The organism is Devosia sp. MC1541 (assembly GCF_012847305.1).
Classification (GTDB): Bacteria; Pseudomonadota; Alphaproteobacteria; order Rhizobiales; family Devosiaceae; genus Devosia.
In genome coordinates, this window is the sequence record NZ_JABBDZ010000003.1 from 314322 (window position 1) to 331434 (window position 17113).

16 protein-coding genes and 1 pseudogene are annotated in these 17113 nt (G+C 61.5%); 16 read left to right on the top strand and 1 reads right to left on the bottom strand.

Features of this window, described 5'->3' with window-relative positions; genetic code table 11:
• Nucleotides 1-300: 300 nt before the first annotated feature.
• The 7 genes from HKD40_RS05875 to HKD40_RS05905 all read left to right on the top strand — a co-directional run bounded on the left by HKD40_RS05875 (nt 301) and on the right by HKD40_RS05905 (nt 7998).
• Nucleotides 301-2865, top strand: coding sequence for an EAL domain-containing protein (locus HKD40_RS05875; RefSeq protein ID WP_169194791.1), 2565 nt, complete (start codon nt 301-303; stop codon nt 2863-2865).
• A 125-nt stretch (nt 2866-2990) separates the two neighbouring features.
• Nucleotides 2991-4238 (top strand): diguanylate cyclase, encoded by a 1248-nt coding sequence (locus HKD40_RS05880; RefSeq protein WP_169194792.1) that lies wholly within the window; start codon nt 2991-2993, stop codon nt 4236-4238.
• Nucleotides 4239-4335: 97 nt separating this feature from the next.
• On the top strand, nt 4336-6207 hold the full coding sequence (locus tag HKD40_RS05885; RefSeq protein WP_248305920.1) for a heavy metal translocating P-type ATPase: 1872 nt from the start codon (nt 4336-4338) through the stop codon (nt 6205-6207).
• Nucleotides 6204-6539 (top strand): cytochrome c, encoded by a 336-nt coding sequence (locus tag HKD40_RS05890; RefSeq protein WP_169194793.1) that lies wholly within the window; start codon nt 6204-6206, stop codon nt 6537-6539. Before HKD40_RS05885 ends, HKD40_RS05890 begins: the two co-directional genes overlap by 4 nt.
• Nucleotides 6540-6612: 73 nt before the next feature.
• Nucleotides 6613-7059 carry a universal stress protein gene (locus HKD40_RS05895; protein WP_169194794.1) on the top strand — a complete coding sequence of 149 codons (447 nt, stop codon included), beginning with the start codon at nt 6613-6615 and terminating at the stop codon, nt 7057-7059.
• Nucleotides 7060-7137: 78 nt separating this feature from the next.
• Nucleotides 7138-7587 (top strand): universal stress protein, encoded by a 450-nt coding sequence (locus tag HKD40_RS05900; protein ID WP_169194795.1) that lies wholly within the window; start codon nt 7138-7140, stop codon nt 7585-7587.
• A gap of 9 nt (nt 7588-7596) precedes the next feature.
• Nucleotides 7597-7998 (top strand): universal stress protein, encoded by a 402-nt coding sequence (locus HKD40_RS05905; protein ID WP_282567879.1) that lies wholly within the window; start codon nt 7597-7599, stop codon nt 7996-7998.
• An 82-nt stretch (nt 7999-8080) separates the two neighbouring features.
• On the opposite strand, the gene HKD40_RS05910 is transcribed toward HKD40_RS05905, so the two are convergent.
• Nucleotides 8081-9160: a cytochrome C gene (locus tag HKD40_RS05910; RefSeq protein ID WP_210257031.1), complete on the bottom strand. Its 1080-nt coding sequence runs from the start codon at nt 9158-9160 to the stop codon at nt 8081-8083.
• A gap of 96 nt (nt 9161-9256) precedes the next feature.
• Here HKD40_RS05910 and HKD40_RS05915 point away from each other — a divergent pair, with 96 nt between their 5' ends.
• From HKD40_RS05915 to HKD40_RS05955, 9 genes and pseudogenes are all read left to right on the top strand, one after another.
• Nucleotides 9257-10549 carry a Na(+)-translocating NADH-quinone reductase subunit A gene (locus HKD40_RS05915; RefSeq protein ID WP_282567880.1) on the top strand — a complete coding sequence of 431 codons (1293 nt, stop codon included), beginning with the start codon at nt 9257-9259 and terminating at the stop codon, nt 10547-10549.
• Nucleotides 10546-11310, top strand: coding sequence for an RnfABCDGE type electron transport complex subunit D (locus HKD40_RS05920; RefSeq protein ID WP_169194798.1), 765 nt, complete (start codon nt 10546-10548; stop codon nt 11308-11310). The genes HKD40_RS05915 and HKD40_RS05920 overlap by 4 nt, the downstream gene beginning before the upstream one ends.
• A complete protein-coding gene (gene nqrC / locus HKD40_RS05925) occupies nt 11303-12106 on the top strand; it encodes an NADH:ubiquinone reductase (Na(+)-transporting) subunit C (protein ID WP_169194799.1) in 804 nt (267 codons plus the stop codon). The genes HKD40_RS05920 and nqrC overlap by 8 nt, the downstream gene beginning before the upstream one ends.
• Nucleotides 12106-12759, top strand: a complete 654-nt coding sequence (locus HKD40_RS05930) for an NADH:ubiquinone reductase (Na(+)-transporting) subunit D (RefSeq protein WP_169194800.1) — start codon at nt 12106-12108, stop codon at nt 12757-12759. Before nqrC ends, HKD40_RS05930 begins: the two co-directional genes overlap by 1 nt.
• Entirely contained in the window at nt 12756-13367 is a 612-nt protein-coding gene (gene nqrE / locus HKD40_RS05935) for an NADH:ubiquinone reductase (Na(+)-transporting) subunit E (protein ID WP_169194801.1), read from the top strand. The genes HKD40_RS05930 and nqrE overlap by 4 nt, the downstream gene beginning before the upstream one ends.
• Nucleotides 13364-14584: an NADH:ubiquinone reductase (Na(+)-transporting) subunit F gene (gene nqrF / locus HKD40_RS05940; protein WP_169194802.1), complete on the top strand. Its 1221-nt coding sequence runs from the start codon at nt 13364-13366 to the stop codon at nt 14582-14584. The genes nqrE and nqrF overlap by 4 nt, the downstream gene beginning before the upstream one ends.
• Nucleotides 14585-14587: 3 nt before the next feature.
• A complete protein-coding gene (locus HKD40_RS05945) occupies nt 14588-15562 on the top strand; it encodes an FAD:protein FMN transferase (RefSeq protein ID WP_169194803.1) in 975 nt (324 codons plus the stop codon).
• Nucleotides 15563-15743: 181 nt separating this feature from the next.
• The gene (locus HKD40_RS05950; RefSeq protein ID WP_169194804.1) at nt 15744-16133 is read left to right on the top strand and encodes a CBS domain-containing protein; all 390 of its coding nucleotides are present in this window, start codon (nt 15744-15746) and stop codon (nt 16131-16133) included.
• A gap of 451 nt (nt 16134-16584) precedes the next feature.
• A pseudogene (locus HKD40_RS05955) lies at nt 16585-17113 on the top strand (transposase); the annotation flags it as partial.

Here is a 17113-nt window from a genome sequence, read left to right on the forward strand (position 1 = left end):
TCCGCTCCCACCTCCAGGACGCCAAGTGCCTTTTGGATGACAGTGACGAGGTCGATCGACACCTTGCCCTTGTCTTGGATCATATCGCCGAAACGGTGCTGCGCATTGAGCACCTGTCCAACGAGTCCGGCAACGTATTCAGTTTCTCGGCGCACGTTCGGAATCACCCGTCAAAAGTGAGGCTCAATATGAGATCTCAAAATACGGGTGACTCCAAAAAGTGATCGTGCCGCGGCGAGTAATTAAGGAATTTCGAGGTTACATTTCGTCGAACTCAAGTTCCCTTGGCAGCGATTACTCATGAGTGTCAGTCAGCTTTTTGAAACGCTCACCCTAGCAGTGCCGGGTCTAGTTTGGGTTTCCGATGCTCAGGGCCACGTGGAGTTCAACAACGCGCAGTGGTCTGAGTTCACCGGCTTACCGCAAGAGAAAGGCCTGGGCTTGGGTTGGCTCGACAGCATTCACCCGGCTGACGCTGCCGCCTTTCGGGCGCAGCTGCCCATGCATCCGGATGCCTTCGAGAATGTTCAAGCGGAAATGCGCGTTCGACGGTACGACGGCGTGTATCACCGTCACCTCTTGAACGTTCGTCATGTCGGCGATGGAAAGTGGGTGGGCTGCGCAATCGATGCGCATGAATGGCTGACCGCGGAATTAAGGGATGCGACCCAAGGCAGTATCCTCGAAATGGTCATTGGGGGTGTCGCGCTTCCGCACCTGCTTGCAGAGCTATGCAAAGCTGCTGAACGTCAGGTACCGGGTGCCACCTGCAGTATCCTGCTGGTTGACGCAGTCGGTGGACGCTTTACCGCAGGTTTTGCACCCAACTTGCCAGACGGATTGATGGCTGCGGTCCCGAATATCAAAATTGCGACAGGTGTGGGTTCCTGTGGCACCGCGGCCTTTGAAAAACGCGACGTGATTAGCACAGATATTGGCAGCGATCCGCTCTGGGACAGCTGGCGGCAGTTGGTCTTGCCTTTGGGTTTTCAAGCTTGTTGGTCTAAGCCGGTTTTCTCTGCCAATGGCGATGTCATTGCTTCTTTTGGGTTCTATTTTCGCGATAAGCGAGGCCCCAGCCCTGCAGAGCTTCAAGAGTTAACACGTCTTCGCGGACTGGCCTCTCTGGCAATCGAGCGCGCACGCATGTTTGAAGCTTTGCGAGAAAGCGAAGAACACTATCGCTATACCGTCGAGCAGAACCCGCAGATACCGTGGACCGCTGACCCGCGGGGACAAATCCTTAGCGTGTCATCACGTTGGGCAGAGATGACGGGCATTTCTCAGACTGATGCTTTAGGAAACGGATGGCTTCAGGCGCTCCACCCCGACGATGTCGCGCCAACTGTAGAGAGGTGGGCGGAAGTACAAGCGAGTGGCGAACCCGTGGACTTCACCTATCGAATCCGCCTCAGCACAGGCCAATATCGTTGGGCACGGGCTAGAGCAACCGCACGCCGAGATGGTCCTGGCGCGATCTTTAAGTGGTACGGCACCGTCGAGGATATCCATGAACACCATCTGGCCGCGGAGAAGCTCAGACGTCAGGTCTATGAGGATGAACTGTCGGGTCTGCCCAACCGGCGTCATTTTGTGGAGGAACTGATACGCCGCCTTGCCTCGACATACGATCCCATTGGCTTGATGGTCCTGGACATGGACGACTTCAAACTCGTCAATGATCGGTATGGGCACCTCACTGGCGATGCTGTACTGCGCTTGTTCGCGCGGTATCTTCAGCGCATCGTGGAGCCTAATGAGTTTGTGGCAAGGTTGAGTGGCGATGAGTTTGCCATCATCTGCCGTAATATCTCTGATGATGTCTGTCTGGTCGAGCGCGCGCAGTCCATCGAAGCCAAGCTCGAGGCATCCCTCAAGCGCAACAAGAAGACTCGGTCATTGCGGCCGAGCATAGGCTGCGCGCTAGGCCAGCATGGGGAGCACCCCGATGAAGTCTTCAAGCGCGCCGATCTCGCTCTTTACGCAGCCAAATCCGCGGGAAAAGGCAGTGTTCAGGTGTTCACCCCTGGTATCCGAAACGCGGCATCGAAACGCAGTAGAGCTTTGGAGCTCGCCAGAACCGCTTTGCGGGAAAACTGGATTGAATCCTACTATCAGCCGATACTTAGCCTCAACCATCATGGCCTGCGGGGCTTTGAGGCGCTGCTGCGCATCAATCACCCTGAAGAAGGCCTTCTATCCCCAAGCGTTATTGACGATGCCTTCGATGACCCCCGTTTGGCAGACAGCATAGGTCTCCGAATGGCTCAAATGGTCATTGAAAACTTGGGGCTCTGTGCTGCCGAAGGCCTTGCCTTCGGGCAAGTTTCTATAAATTTGGCGACAGAGAACATCGTCAATGCAGCGTTCGTGACCAGTGTTCTCGGCATGCTTGATCAAAAAGGCTTGCCCCACAGCGCTATCAAGCTTGAAATCACCGAGCGCGTTCTGATGGCTGAGGTTGGTGAATCAGTTGTCGAAAATCTCGCACGACTGCGGGAAAGCGGCGTGGGCATCTCCTTGGACGACTTCGGCACCGGGTATGCCTCTCTGATTCACCTCCAGTCTCTACCAGTGGATGAAATAAAGATCGACCGGTCGTTTGTGTACGGGCTTGGAACAAACAATAACAAAGGCGAAATTGTCAGGGCAATGCTTGGGCTGGCTAAGGCGCTCAATCTCACCACAGTTGCCGAAGGCATCGAGGCGGATGCGGAAGCACGCGTGCTGAGGGAGTGGGGCTGCGACTACGGGCAGGGCTATTTGTTCGGGAAGCCGATGAGCTTTGAAGCGGCCAGTGAGTACGCGCTAAAAAGAGCAACTAATATAGTTGTCGATAACTCCTATCGTAGATCGGGGCGCTGAAAGCTGCACGGAAAGTTGAGGGACGCTATGGTCGTTTTGGGGGAGTATAAGTGGTGGAGGCAATGACAAAAGTAGCAGCCACTGCGGAGGATGCTGGAACTTTTTTGTTCGGCCGAAGCTATAAAATGTTACGCAAGATCGTCGATCGCGCTGCCATAGGTATGGCCGTGACGGGTATGGACGGGGTCGTGGTCTATACTAACAGCGCATTCGAGCGCGAGTTCGCGCCCGACCGATCAACTTCAGCCTCCATACTTCATGGGTTCTTCGATCCTCGGGATCTAGACGTAATTTCGGCGCTCTCGAACGTCTTCGAGGGTCGGAATGAAGGTTACGACGGCGAACACCTGTGCCGGGGGCACGGTGGTAAGATGATTTGGGCACTGATAGCGGTGTCAGTGCTAAAATCTGACACCACGGGCGAGCCTATCTATGTAATAGTCCAGGTCGGCAGCATTGACCGTCGCAAGCAAGTGGAAAGTGCGCTTGCCGAAAGCGAGAGTCGCTGGCATTTCGCTCTTGAAGCTGCCAGGCAGGGGGTCTGGGATCACAACGCCCGAACCGGACGCATGTTCTACTCACCGATGTGGCGCACCATGCGCGGTATCCCACACGATGAGGCAGTCGATGATGATCAGGAAGCTTGGCTGGAGCGCGTTCATCCCGACGATCGTGACCGCATTAGGCCGAACGTTTCCCGTCAAAACAAGGGGGAGCAGGGGTACGACATTCTGGAATATCGTGAGCGTCATCGTGACGGGCACTACATTTGGATTCTCAGTCGCGGCAAACCGGTCGAGTGGGACGAAGACGGCAAAGTCTTGCGCACGGTCGGAACCGATACTGACATTACCCATCTCAAGAAGATCGAAGCTCGCCTGGCGCACGCTGCGTCTCATGACAGTTTGACCCAGCTCGTCAACAGACCAGCGTTCCAGACTTCCGTCGAGACGGCCCTCGCCGGTCTCGCGAGTAGCTATTTGGTCTTTCTTGATCTCGACCACTTCAAGCCGATCAACGATGCACTAGGTCACGCGGCAGGGGATAACGTGTTGGTCGAAGTTGGTCGTGTTCTGCGTCATTACATCCTGCCGACCGACGCGGCTGCCCGTATTGGTGGCGATGAATTCGCGGTTCTTCTCAACCACACTGATAAGACTAAGGTCTATGAGATCGCTAAGACCGTTTCCGACGCGATCCGCTCCATCACAGTCGGTCAGGTACCGGCCGTTGATTTGCCAACATTTGGTGTCAGCGTCGGTATAGTCGGCCTTTCGTCCGAAATGGATTTCGGCACCGCCCTAGCCCGCGCTGATGCCGCGTGTTATGCGGCCAAGAGAGCCGGACGCGGTCGCATTGTCATGCTAGATTGAATAGTAATAAATCTACCATATGCTGCGGTGGCTTTCAGTGACCTAACCTTGTCTGTGACCGGCCACTGCCAGCGCGCCGTCAAGAGGAATCAACCGCTTGCCGCAAACACTGCACGACCGGCTCGACGCAGCCCTGCTGATCATCGCCCTTACTGGGTTGGCCAGCGGATTGGCACTGATGCTGGCGGGGCAGGCTCAACTGGCCGCTCTGGCGTGGTCTGCCGGCGTACTCCCTATCCTCGCCGCACTACTGGCGGAAATTGTGCGGAGCCTTGCGAAGGGCGAGGTCGGTCTGGACATCGTGGCCGCTCTATCGATGTCCGCTGCCTTGCTCTTCGGCGAAACACTGGCAGCCGCCGTTGTTGCCTTGATGTATTCCGGCGGGACTTTCCTTGAGAGTTTCGCCGAAGGCCGCGCCCGCAGGGAGATGACCGATCTGCTCTCGCGGGTCCCGCGCACAGCGACCCGGCATCGTGCTGGCGCGCTCGAAGAGGTAGTGCTGGACGACATAACGACCAACGATCTGCTGCTGATCCGGCAGGGAGACGTGGCGCCGGTCGATGGAATAGTCGAGAGCCAGAGGGCCTTACTGGACCAGTCGGCACTGACGGGTGAATCCATGCCAGTGCGCCTGGGCGACGGTGGGGAGGTCATGAGCGGCTCAACGAACATTGGCGAAGCCTTTGACCTGCGCGTCACGCGGCGAGCTTCGGAAAGCACTTATGCAGGTATTATCCGGCTGGTCGAGGCAGCACAAACCTCAAAAGCGCCGATGGCGCGACTGGCGGACCGTTACTCGTTGCTTTTCCTCGCTGTCACGGTCGTCATTGCCACGGCTGCATGGTGGTCGAGCGGCGATCCGATCCGCGCTGTGGCCGTTCTGGTGGTGGCAACCCCCTGTCCGCTTATCCTGGCCGTCCCGGTGGCCTTGGCCGCGGGCATGTCTCGCGCCGCACATTATGGCGTGCTGATCAAGGGGGCAAAACCGCTCGAAGCCCTGGCTCTCATAAAGGTCCTGGTACTGGACAAGACGGGCACGCTGACCGACGGGCGTCCCCAGATCGTCTCCATTGAGCCGCTACAGGCGATGTCGGACGATGAGGTGCTCTGTCTGGCCGCCTCGCTCGAACAGGCTTCCAAGCATCCGATGGCGCGGGCGATTGTCAGCGCCGCCCGCGCACGCGGCGCTGCCCTGCAAGTTCCCCAGCAGGTCATGGAGGTCCCTGGTGAAGGTTTGGTCGGGATGGTTGGCTCCCGCCAGGTGATCGCGGGCAGCGCAGTATTTGTCGCATCGCATATCGGAACCCTCCCACCCAAGAGCCAGATCATTCAGACGGGTTCGGCGCTCGTGGCGGTGGCCATCGACGGCCAGCTAGCCGGGCATATCGTCATGGCCGATGCTTTGCGGGCTGGAACACCGGACCTGTTGGCGGGCTTGCGGAACGTGGGGATTGCTCGCCTTGTGCTGGCAACCGGCGATCGGCAGGCAGTGGCGGAAGCTGTTACCCAGGACCTGGCGCTCGATGCCATTCATTCCGATCTGACGCCTCAGCAGAAGGTGGCGCTTGTGTTGCTTGAGCGAGAGCGGGGCCCGGTCATGATGGTGGGCGACGGGGTCAATGACGCGCCGGCGCTCGCTGCCGCCGATGTGGGAGTGGCCATGGGTGCGCGTGGGGCCGCTGCATCAGCTGAAGCGGCCGATGTCGTGCTGTTGGTCGATCATCTTGATCGCCTATTGCCAGGCGTTGAAATCGCCCAAGGCGCGCGCCGGATTGCGCTGGAGAGCGTCGTGGCCGGCATTGGCCTGTCGGTGCTGGGGATGATTGCCGCCGCCTTTGGCTATCTGACGCCGGTGCAGGGGGCGCTGCTGCAGGAAGCGATCGACGTGGCGGTCATTTTGAATGCGTTGCGGGCGCTGCGTATCACGCCCCGGCCATCCGCCTTGCCAATAGGAGAACCCAGAACATGAGATTGTTGTTGCGCGCCATGCTGCCCATGCTGGTGGCCATGGACAGTTTCGCCGTCGCGGGCCCGGGCGCCGCCCAGCCATATGATCCCGTGGGAATGGGACAGGAGCTGGTGGGCATGTACTGCGCGGACTGCCATGCCATCGCGGCCGCCGGCCAGAGCCCGTTCCCGCCCGCGCCGCCGTTTCGGGAGCTGCAGCTGCGCTATGATGTGGAATTGCTGAGCGAGGCGCTGGTCGAAGGCCTGACGGCCCATCCGGACATGCCTGAATTCGAATTCGAACCCGAGCAGGCCGCCGCAATCATCGCTTATATCAAGTCGTTCGAACCCTAAGGGGCAGTCTCCCCTTGTTTTCAGACCAGTAGCATGCAGCATGCCGTACCAGTTTTTTGCCAAGGAGAAGCGGATGTACACCCATATACTGATCGCCACCGATGGTTCTGAACTGGCCGCGAAGGGCCTTGAACAGGGCCTGGCCTTGGCCAAGCCGCTCAATGCCAAAGTCACGGTGCTGTCCGTTTCAGAACCGCTGCGCCAGGAAATGGCGAGTGCAGCGCGAATGGGCGGCATCGATGATCCCGTCACCCGCTATGACCAGCAGATTGAAGCGATCATGAAGGATCGGTTTGCCTCCATCGCGCAGCGCGGCTCCGACTATGGCATTGTAGCCGGGCTCGTCCATGAGATCGACATCTCTCCTGCCGAGGCCATTGTCAGATATGCCAAGCTCAATGGGTGTGACCTGATCGTGATGTCCTCGCATGGCCGTCGTGGCGTGCAAAAGGTGCTGCTCGACAGCCAGACATCGGAAGTGCTGGCCCATACCACCATCCCGGTTCTGGTCGTTCGCTAGGCCAGCACCACCCCTAACACTTCGCCGCTCCAGCGATGGCCAGCCTCGCTCCCAAGGAGCAACAGGAGACCCTTTTCGATGAGCAAACCGTCTGTGCCCCGGCAGATCACGCTGGCGACCGACCTGAGTGCGCGCAGCGATCGCGCCTATGATCGTGCAATGGCGCTTGCCCGGGACTGGCAGGCGCAGATCCAGATCGTTCATGCTGTCGAGGCATTTCAGTATGCCTATTGGAGCCAAGGACCCTCCTGGCGCCGCTATGATCCGGTGGCGGTAGCCCAGCGTAAACTGGCACGTGAATACCCCGATTGGCCTGCAGCCGGCGCGTCGCTGATCGTCAAGAATGGCGATGGTTATGACCTGGTGACTTCGGCGGCGCTGGACAGTGGGTCCGAACTGCTGGTCACCGGCATAGCCCATGATGAGACCTACGGCGCCGACAAGTTGGGTCGGATGGTGGTGGAACTGGTGAAAAATGGTCCGGCGCCAGTTCTCGTTGTGAAGGGGAGAGCGCACCGGCCGTATTAGCGAATCGTTCTGGCGAGCGATCTATCCGAAGTGTCGCGGCGGGCGATCGGTCTGGCCGTCGCTGCTTTTCCTGAAGCTCAGTTCACCTTGTTCCATGCGTTTGACTTTCCTTACAAAAATCAGATCGACGACATGGCCAGCGTTGAGAGGGAGTTGCGGGCGCGCGAAATGGATCGGGCTCGAGAATGGCTGCGGGAGAGTATCGGTTCCAAGGCCGACTCCGTTGGTATCGTTGCTGAGTTGGGCAAGATCGCTTCCAACCTAGCGAAATATGTAGCAGACAAGGAAGCTGACCTTGTTGTTGTGGGATCATCGGGGCGTTCTGGCCTCGCCGCAGTCTTGGTTGGCAGCGTCGCTATCGAGATTCTGGAGCAGGTCGATTGCGACGTGCTGGCTGTGCGACAACAGTGAGCCAACGGGGGACCATCAGCGCACTCGCACACCGTGCCTCGCGACGAGGAAGAGCTGACTTCGAGACTGCTGCCCCAATTCCTTAGCGAACCATTCCCGTGAGCTCTCGCTGCAGCGCGGCGGACAGATCCTCTGCGGAATCATAGAGCAGCTCGAGCGCATAATGGGGGTGGTGGACGTGGATCGCTGCATCCGCCCCCACGAATTTCCAGTTATAGGCTGCCTTGAGCAGACGGGGCGTCCAGCTGGCATAGGCGACGGGCGCTTCATCGCGCTGGTCCGCCAGGCCGTCGCCATTGTGGTCGGCGAAGAAATACGGATGACGCGCAGCGTCAAAGACGATGGGCGTGCCGACAACCTCGCGGGCATAGTCGGCTATCAGTGCAAAGAGGCGCTTGCGATTGGCGGCAATGTCCACGGCGATACCCTGTTCGAGGTTGCCGCTGCCATCATGGCTTTGCCGCGAGATACGAATATCCTGGGAGGCGCCGGTCTCGTGGCAGGTCAGGCAGGTTTCCTGGCTGACCGTCAGGTTGTGCGGCTCGTGGCAGGATATGCAGGTCGAGACCGGCCTCGCATGCACGAAGCGCGGCTCGTAGGCCTTTCCCGGATAGTGATAGCCCAGCGCCCCCGTACCGCCCAGCAGGCTGGCTGCGGCCGTGGCATAGTGGGGATTGATGAAGCGCAACTCGGCATCCACGACGTCTTCGGGACGCTCGGCCACGGCCTTTTCAACGGTGACGCTGGCGGCGCGCCCCGAGTGGCAGGTCATGCAGGCCGCCTCGAACCCGGTAACCGGGTGCTGCTGGCCGGAGGGCAAGGTGACGTGGGTGACGGTTTGCAGTCCGGGGCTGTGGCAGGTATCGCAGTCGACGACGCCTCCGACCGGAATTGGCGATTGTGGCAGGCCCGGCTCGCTGCCGTCCAAGCCATGGAGCGAGCGGAATCCCGCGCCGGAATGGCAGGTGGAGCAGACAGGCGGAATCTCGCCCTCGTCATTCCAGTGCGCAAAAGATTCCGAGTGGGCATCGGCATGGCCCGAGCGCGCCCATTGCATGATTTCCTCGATATCGGGCGCGCGCGTCGGGCTCTGCGCGGAGGTGGCGACAACCGCGAAGATCAGTGGAATGGTGCCTGCCAGCAGGAAGTGTCGCATGCGCATCTGCCTTGCCCCCTCGCTTAACCCGTGAAAGACTGCGTTGGCAGACTGCAGATTGTCAAGCGCGCCCTTCGGGAAGATTCGTCCGGCTGGCGCCGCATGCGGGGAGATAGGGACATATTTGGACTAGGACGGGGGCTCTCAATCCCCCTTAGCACGCCAAATTCCCTGCCGAAGGAGCCCGAGACGCTCATAACGGACGAGGCCGGGCTAAGCGTCAATGCCCTTGCCGATTTGCGCGCCGAACCGCTGGTGTCGCAGGGGGATATCGTCAAGCAGGGCGCGCCGGTGCTGCGCGACCGCCGCCATCCTGAATATGTCATCACCGCGCCCATGGCCGGCCGCGTCACCGCGCTCGAGATCGGCGCCGGGCGGCGGCTGAGCAGCATGGTGTTTGCGGCCGAGACGCGCCAGCAACAGCATCGCTATGATGCGCGCGCCGCCGGTGAAGAGATTGCCGGCAAGACTGGCCGTGCTGCATTGCGTGCGCTCTTGCAGGAGACAGGCCTGTGGCGGCGGTTCAACGTCCGCCCCTTCGGTCGCATTCCCAAGGGTGACGCCAAGCCGGCGGCCATCTTCGTCATGGCGGTGGATACCCGGCCCCTCGCAGCCAGCCCCCGTATTGCGCTTGACGAGGGCAGCGCAGTAGCGCTTCAACGTGGGATTGCGGCCTTGGGCACACTTTGCGCGGGACCTGTCTTTTTCTGCCAGGATCGCGGGCCGGACATCGTCCAGGAGATGGACCGTCTGCACATCATTCGCGTCGGCGACCTGCACCCGGCGGGCCTGGCTGGCCACCGAGTTCTCGACCGGTTTCCCGCTCGGCTTGACCGCCAGGTATGGGACATCGGCGTCGACGATGTCGTCGCCATCGGGGAGTTGCTGGAAGAGGGCACTCTGCCGACTACCCGACTGGTGGCGGTTGTGGGGCCCGGGCTGCGCGCCAGCCGGCTGGTCCGCTGCCAGCCTGGCGCTGACCTGAGCGAGATCTGCTACCGATCGCTGAAGCCCGGACCAACGGTCATCTTTTCCGGTTCGGTGCTGGACGGTGCCCAGGCTCGCTGGCTGGGGGAGAAGGACCGTCAGGTGACGGTATTGCCGCGCTCGGACACGAAGCCGCAGAGGCACTGGCTGGATGCCGCGCTACGCCGCGCTTCTCGTCCCGAACCGATCATTGCTACCGCGGCGGTCGAAGAGGCCTTGGGTGGTTTCATGCCCGGCATGGCATTGCTGCGGGCCCTGTCGGTCGGGGATGATGAGGCTGCCGCTGAACTCGGCGCCCTATCGCTGGTCGAGGCGGATTTAGCCATGGTGGACTATGTCACCGCCGCCTCCCCGCGGTTTTCCGACCTGCTGCGTGCTGCACTTGACCGCATGGAGGCAAATACATGATGCGAGGCATCTGGAATCGCGAGACCGTGGCGGTGATCATTCTGGCAGCGGCGATCCCCGTGGCGGTCGCCTGGATCTGGCAGGAAGGCTCGGCCGGTGCCACACGACTGCTGTTCGCCATTGTCGTCGGCGGGGTATGGCAGGCCATATTCACAATGCTGCGGGCACAGCCGCCCAGCGCTTCGGGTATCGTCTCGGCGCTGCTCATCGCCATGCTGGCGCCCGAGGTCGGACCGTTCCAGTTCGTTCTGGGGGTCAGTTTCGGCTTCGTTTTCGGCGAACTGGTTTTCGGCGGCTGGGGTCGCAGCGTACTGAGCCCTGCCGTGGTTGCCGTCGTGTTTCTCGGCTTCGGCTTCCCGCTGGCCGCCTGGCCGCCACTTGCGGTTCCGCTGGGTTGGGCGACCATACCGGCGGCGCTGCTGCTGCTCGCATTGGGTATCCTGCCCTGGCGGGTGCTGGCCGGCGCCCTGGTCGTGCTGGTTGTCGGCGGCGGATTCAGCCTTGATCTGCTAACGAGCGCGGTGGCCGTTGTCCTAGTCCTACTGGTCTGCGATCCCGCGACCTGCGCGTCTACCGCATCGGGCCGCTGGCTCAATGGCGCCCTGTTCGGCGCGCTCATCGTGCTTTTTTCAGCGATCTGGGCGACCGCCCCAGTCCAGACCGCCGTCTCGGCGGCGCTGCTGACGGCGCTCACCACACCCCTACTGGACGAGATCACCATCGCCATATGGCGGGCGCTTCGGAGACATCGGCATGGCTGACCTGAACCCTTTTCGGCTTTGGCGCAGGCTTCTGGCACTGCCCAATGAGAGCCGCCCCAAGACCATTGCAATAGCCTTCCTGGTTTCGGCGATCTGTGCGGTGCTGGTCACGGGCGCAACCGTGATGCTGCGGCCGATACAGGCGCAGAACCGCGCCGTGGAACAGCAGGCCCGCCTCGAAGCCCTGCTGGCCGAAATACCCGGACTGACCCAGATTCTGGCCCAGTCCGATGACATGACGCTTTCGACCGTGGTGGTGGATCTGCTCCGGGCCGAAGCGGCGCAGGACATAACGCCCGAAACTCTGCCGGCCGCCCTGGCGGACACGGCGAGCTGGACACAACTTTCCCCCCAGCAAGACATCGCCAATCTGGGAAGCAGAGCCAATCTAAAGCAGATCTACCTGCTGCGCGGGCCCGACGAGCAGGTCAAAGTCGTCATCCTGCCGGTGAGCGGCACCGGTTATGGCGGCCCGATCGAAGCCATGGTTGCCGTGGCCGATAACATGAACACGGTGGCGGGTCTTACCGTCCTCTCGCATGGGGAGACGCCGGGCCTGGGCGCGCGGATCACCGAGCCGGCCTGGCGGCAGCAGTTTTCCGGCAAGCGCATAGCCGATGACACCGGGGCGGTGCGCCTGACCGTCGCGCGCGGTGGCGGCAGCAGCGAGTTCGAGGTCGATGCCATTACCGGGGCGACGCGTACCAGCACTGCCATGGCCAAGATGCTGCAATTCTGGCTGGGGCCGCAGGGCTACGGCCCCCTGCTCCAGGCGATCCGGCGGGGAGAGTTCTGATGGCCGGCTGGACGACAGTCACCGACCCCATCCTCCGCCAGAACCCCGTGACCTTGCAGATCCTGGGCATCTGCTCGGCTTTGGCGGTGACCACGACCCTGGCCGCCGCCCTGACCATGGGCGCGGCATTGACCCTGGTCGTCGTCACTGCGGGCGCGATCATCAGCATGATACGCGCGCACCTGCCTTCCTCGATCCGGCTGATCGTGCAAATCATCATCGTGGCTTCGCTGGTGATCGTGATCGATCAGTTCCTGCAGGCGTTCTTCTATGAGATGAGCCAGCGCCTGTCGGTCTTTGTCAGCCTGATCGCGACCAACTGCGTCGTGCTGGGCCGCACCGAATCCTTTGCCCTGCACAATCGGCCGCTTCCGGCGATGGCCGATGGCCTTGGCAATGGGCTGGGCTATTCGTTGGTGCTGGCGATTGTCGGCAGCGTGCGGGAACTGTTCGGCCAGGGCACGCTGCTGGGCTATGCGATCCTGCCGACTGTGGAACAGGGCGGCTGGTACGAACCGCTCAGCCTGATGCTGCTGGCGCCCAGCGCCTTTTTCCTCCTCGGCGGACTGGTCTGGGCCATCAGAAGCTGGCGCCGGGAGCAGATCGAGAAGCCTGAATATAGCCTGGCACCGACACGGGATGCCGGCACATGACCGATCTCGCCGGCCTCTTCATCCGCTCAGCCTTCGTCGAGAACATGCCGCTGACGCTGTTCCTGGGGCTGTGCACCTTCCTCGCCCTGTCGCGGCGGCCGGGCACGGCGGCAGGCCTGGGCGTTGCGGTTATCGTTGTGATGGGCGTCACGGTGCCGGTCAATCACCTGCTCTACCAGTTCGTGCTGGCGCCGGGCGCCTGGACTTGGGCCGGCCTGCCCGATCTCGACCTGAGCTATCTGCGGCTGCTGACCTTTATCGGGGTGATCGCTGCGGCGGTGCAACTGGTGGAAATGGTGATGGATCGTTGTCTGCCCGCGCTCTTCAACACGTTCGGCGTGTTTCTCTCGCTGCTGGCGGTGCACTGCGCCATTCTCGGGGGGAGCCTGTTCATGGCGGATCGGCGTTATGACCTGGCCGAGAGCACGGTGTTCGGACTGGGTTCGGGCACCGGCTTTGCCTTGGCAGTCATCATGCTCTCGGCAATCCGGCGCCGGCTCGCCTATGCCGACCTGCCCGGCGGACTGCAGGGGCTGGGGATCGCCTTCATCATTACCGGCATGATGTCGCTGGGCTTTTCCACTTTCGCCCAGGTGGCATTGCCATGATCGAGATCGCCCTGGGCAGCGCCCTCATCATTGGCCTGATCCTGGCGCTGGCGCTCGGCCTGCTTGCCGCCCGCTCTCGACTGGTGCCCGACGTGGCGCTGTCGGTGACCGTCAATGGCGGACAGGTGATTGCTGCCAAGCGTGGCGCCAAACTGCTCGAAGTCCTGCAGGGCGCCGATATTCCCGTTCCCGCAGCCTGCGGCGGGAGTGGCACATGCGGCCAATGCCGGGTTACCGCCACCGGGCCTGGGGCGGGGGAATTGCGGGCGACCGAGCGCGGGTTGCTTTCGGCCAGCGAACGGCGCGCCGATGTGCGCCTCGCCTGCCAGCTCAACCTGCGTGGCTCGGTCGAGGTTACCGTGGCGCCGGAGATCCTTTCCGCGGGGGCCTTTACCTGCACCGTCGCGAGCAACCGCATGCTGGCGCCGCTGATCCGCGAACTGGTGCTCGACCTGCCGGCCGGGCAGAATATCAATTTCCGCGCCGGCGGCTTCATGATGCTGACGGCACCGCCTTACGAGCGAGACTTCGCCCATCTCGAAATCGACGCCGAGCATGAACTTACCTGGTCGGTCGCTGGCTGGGAGGCGCTGCGCTCGCAAGTGTCGGAACGCACCAGCCGGGCCTATTCGCTGGCCAGCCGACCCCAGGACCGCGGGCAGCTTGTCTTTAATATCCGGTTGGCCGTGCCTCCAGCGGGGCAGGAAACCGAGATCCCGCCGGGAATTGTTTCGTCCTATCTGTTCGGGCTGACGCGGGGCGACACGATTGAAGTCTCCGGGCCGTTCGGCGACTTCCATGTCCAGCCGAGCGAACGCCACATGATCTTTGTCGGGGGCGGCGTCGGCATGGCCCCATTGCGGGCCATGATCCACGAGCAACTCGGGCTGGGCACCAGCCGAGCCATGTCCTACTTCTACGGTGCCCGCGCCCGCAACGATCTATTCTATCTCGACGAATTCGAGCATCTGGCGACGCGGCACCCGAGCTTCGACTGGACCGTAGCGCTGTCCGATCCGGCCCCGGGGGACCGCTGGCACGGACCAACCGGCTTCATCCACCAGGTGTTGCGCGATGCGCTGCTCAAGCATCCGGCTCCCGAGGATTGCGAATACTACCTCTGCGGCCCGCCGGTCATGATTTCTGCGGTTCTGGCCACGCTCGACGAGCTCGGCGTTGAAGCGCATTCAATATTCAACGACGATTTCGGGAGCTAGGACATGCGGACGCGCAATCCCAACCGCCGCCTGGTTGTAACCATGGGACTTTCCGCGCTGGCCATGCCGGCACTTGCCCGCACACCGGCATCGACGCAGACTGTGACAGGGCCGGCATTCGGCACCCAGTGGCGGGTCGTGCTGCGCGCGGGGGCTGACCCGATCCGATTGCGAGAGATGATCGAAAGGCTGCTGGCCAGGATCGACATGCAGTTGTCGCCTTGGCAGGCCGAAAGCACTATCGGCCGCTTCAACCGGCTGCAGAGCACGGACTGGTACCGCGCCGACGAGGCGGTGGTGACAGTCGCTAAGGCGGCGCTTGCCGTGCGCAGCGCCAGCGGCGGCTGCTTTGATCCTGCGGTTGGCCCACTGGTCAATCAATGGGGCTTTGGGCCGATCACGGGCGAACTGAGCGCGGATCGGGGTTTCGAGTTGGGCGAGGCGGCCTTGCGCAAGCATGATGGCGAACTGACGCTTGACCTGTGCGGGATCGCCAAGGGCTATGCGCTCGATCGGCTGGTCAGCCTGCTGATGGACGAGGGAGAAGAGGATTTCGTGGCCGACCTGGGCGGCGAGATAGCCCTGCGCGGCAGTCATCCCAGCGGGCGAGGCTGGCAGGTGGCCATTGAAGACCCGCGCCCGGACGAGAGCGGCGCAGCCGAAATTGTCGCTCTCGGCAACCGGGCTATCGCCACTTCAGGCGACAAGATCAACGCCTTCAATCTCGGTGCACGTCGCTTCAGCCACATTATTGATCCCGCCACGGGCGAGCCGGTCGCGACAACCATTGCCTCGGTCTCCGTCATTGCCGACGAGGCGATGATCGCTGATGGTTGGGCCACCGCGCTGATGGCTGCCGGCGAGCGGGGCCCGGCCTTGGCTGAGCAAAACAGCCTCGATGCGCTGTTCGTATTCCGCGATGGGCTGGGTGGCCTTGAGCGCATTTCCACCCATTGCTTTGCCGCGCACATCGCCTGAGGGAGTAACGAATGGAGATGCTTTTCGCGCTCGTCATCGTGCTCCTGGTGGCGCTCTGCCTTGGTCTCGGCCTTTTGCTGCGCGGGCGTCCACTGCAATCATCCTGTGGCGGCATGAGTTGCCTGCCTGACTCGGCGCGCTGTGTGGGTTGCCCGAGCAAGGGCCGAGGAGCACCAACGGAATGAGTGAAGCCATTGCCGGGATCATGCGCACCCAATACCTCACCTTGGAGGCCGATACGCCGATACGACAGGCCGCGGGACTGCTGCATGCCAATGGCGAGGAGGCGGCGCCTGTTGTGGATGCCGCAGGCGCGTTACTGGGAATTCTGACCCAGAAGGACTGCTTTCGCCCGGCCATGATGGCCAGCTATTACCAACAGTGGCGCGGAACCGTGGGGGAGCAGATGAGCCACCCCGTTCGCACCATCGATGCAACGAGTGACATCGTTGCCGCAGCGGAAATGTTCGCTTCCGAGCCGTACCGGTCCTTCCCGGTGCTCCGGTTAGGACAGCTCGTTGGCATGCTCCGACGCGACGATGTCTTGGGGCGGCTGCTGGAACTCGGTTAGGAACTTCGGCACGAACGCGTCGGAGACACAGTGGAATATCCAGCTACGCTGATGTCTTGCGTCGAAGTTGGCAGATGAGTTTTACGCCAGCAGGTCTGACGAACGACCGGCCGCGGCAAACATAGGTCTCGGCCATACCATCAAAGGCGTCCCAGTCTATGGCGGCGGCATTGCCATCGCTGGCGCGCCCCTTTGGTCGAGCTTTCCGTAAGGGAAGCATGTGCGCGCTAGGGGCCGATGAGAGGGAGGGGATCGTGGATATTCTCGGTGTCCTGGCTGGGGAGATCGGCGATCAATTGGTCGCGTCCCCGAAATCGTCAGCTTCGTGCTTCGGAATCCGGAGCATCTCCCTGTATTAATTGAGGCTGTTCGGCATCAGCACCTGTGTCTCAGAAATGGGTTTGCGATTTAAGGAGAGTTCTGGTCTCGTCTGAGTGACGAAAGACCCAGAATGACGACGAAAACAACGAAGACGAAATCATCCGCAGAGCAGGTTGTGAAGGACATTCGCCGCGCGACACGACGACACTTTTCCGCCGAGGACAAGATCCGGATCGTGCTCGACGGATTGCGTGGCGAGGACAGCATTGCTGAGCTGTGCCGACGTGAAGGCATCGCCCAGAGCGTCTATTACTCTTGGTCAAAGGAGTTCATGGAAGCTGGCAAGCGACGTTTGGCTGGTGACACAACTCGTGCCGCCACCAATGATGAGGTTCTGGATTTACGCAGGGAAGCAAGCGCGCTCAAGGAATGCGTTGCGGATCTGACGCTCGAGAACCGCCTGCTTAAAAAAAGCATGATCGGGGATGGGGAGGATATCGAATGAGATATCCCGCATCTGAAAAGCTCGAGATTATCCGGCTGGTTGAGCAATCGCATCTCCCCACCAAACAGACGCTGGACCGGTTGGGTATTCCGCGGCGAACCTTTTATCGTTGGTACGATCGCTACTTGAACGGTGGCCCTGAGGCGCTGGAGGA

Coding starts and splice junctions, on each gene's coding strand:
- HKD40_RS05875 (WP_169194791.1), top strand. CDS start 301: ATGAGTGTCAGTCAGCTTTTTGAAACGCTCACCCTAGCAGTGCCGGGT.
- HKD40_RS05880 (WP_169194792.1), top strand. CDS start 2,991: ATGTTACGCAAGATCGTCGATCGCGCTGCCATAGGTATGGCCGTGACG.
- HKD40_RS05890 (WP_169194793.1), top strand. CDS start 6,204: ATGAGATTGTTGTTGCGCGCCATGCTGCCCATGCTGGTGGCCATGGAC.
- HKD40_RS05895 (WP_169194794.1), top strand. CDS start 6,613: ATGTACACCCATATACTGATCGCCACCGATGGTTCTGAACTGGCCGCG.
- HKD40_RS05900 (WP_169194795.1), top strand. CDS start 7,138: ATGAGCAAACCGTCTGTGCCCCGGCAGATCACGCTGGCGACCGACCTG.
- HKD40_RS05910 (WP_210257031.1), bottom strand. CDS start 9,160: ATGCGCATGCGACACTTCCTGCTGGCAGGCACCATTCCACTGATCTTC.
- HKD40_RS05915 (WP_282567880.1), top strand. CDS start 9,257: ATGCGGGGAGATAGGGACATATTTGGACTAGGACGGGGGCTCTCAATC.
- HKD40_RS05920 (WP_169194798.1), top strand. CDS start 10,546: ATGATGCGAGGCATCTGGAATCGCGAGACCGTGGCGGTGATCATTCTG.
- nqrC (WP_169194799.1), top strand. CDS start 11,303: ATGGCTGACCTGAACCCTTTTCGGCTTTGGCGCAGGCTTCTGGCACTG.
- HKD40_RS05930 (WP_169194800.1), top strand. CDS start 12,106: ATGGCCGGCTGGACGACAGTCACCGACCCCATCCTCCGCCAGAACCCC.
- nqrE (WP_169194801.1), top strand. CDS start 12,756: ATGACCGATCTCGCCGGCCTCTTCATCCGCTCAGCCTTCGTCGAGAAC.
- nqrF (WP_169194802.1), top strand. CDS start 13,364: ATGATCGAGATCGCCCTGGGCAGCGCCCTCATCATTGGCCTGATCCTG.
- HKD40_RS05945 (WP_169194803.1), top strand. CDS start 14,588: ATGCGGACGCGCAATCCCAACCGCCGCCTGGTTGTAACCATGGGACTT.
- HKD40_RS05950 (WP_169194804.1), top strand. CDS start 15,744: ATGAGTGAAGCCATTGCCGGGATCATGCGCACCCAATACCTCACCTTG.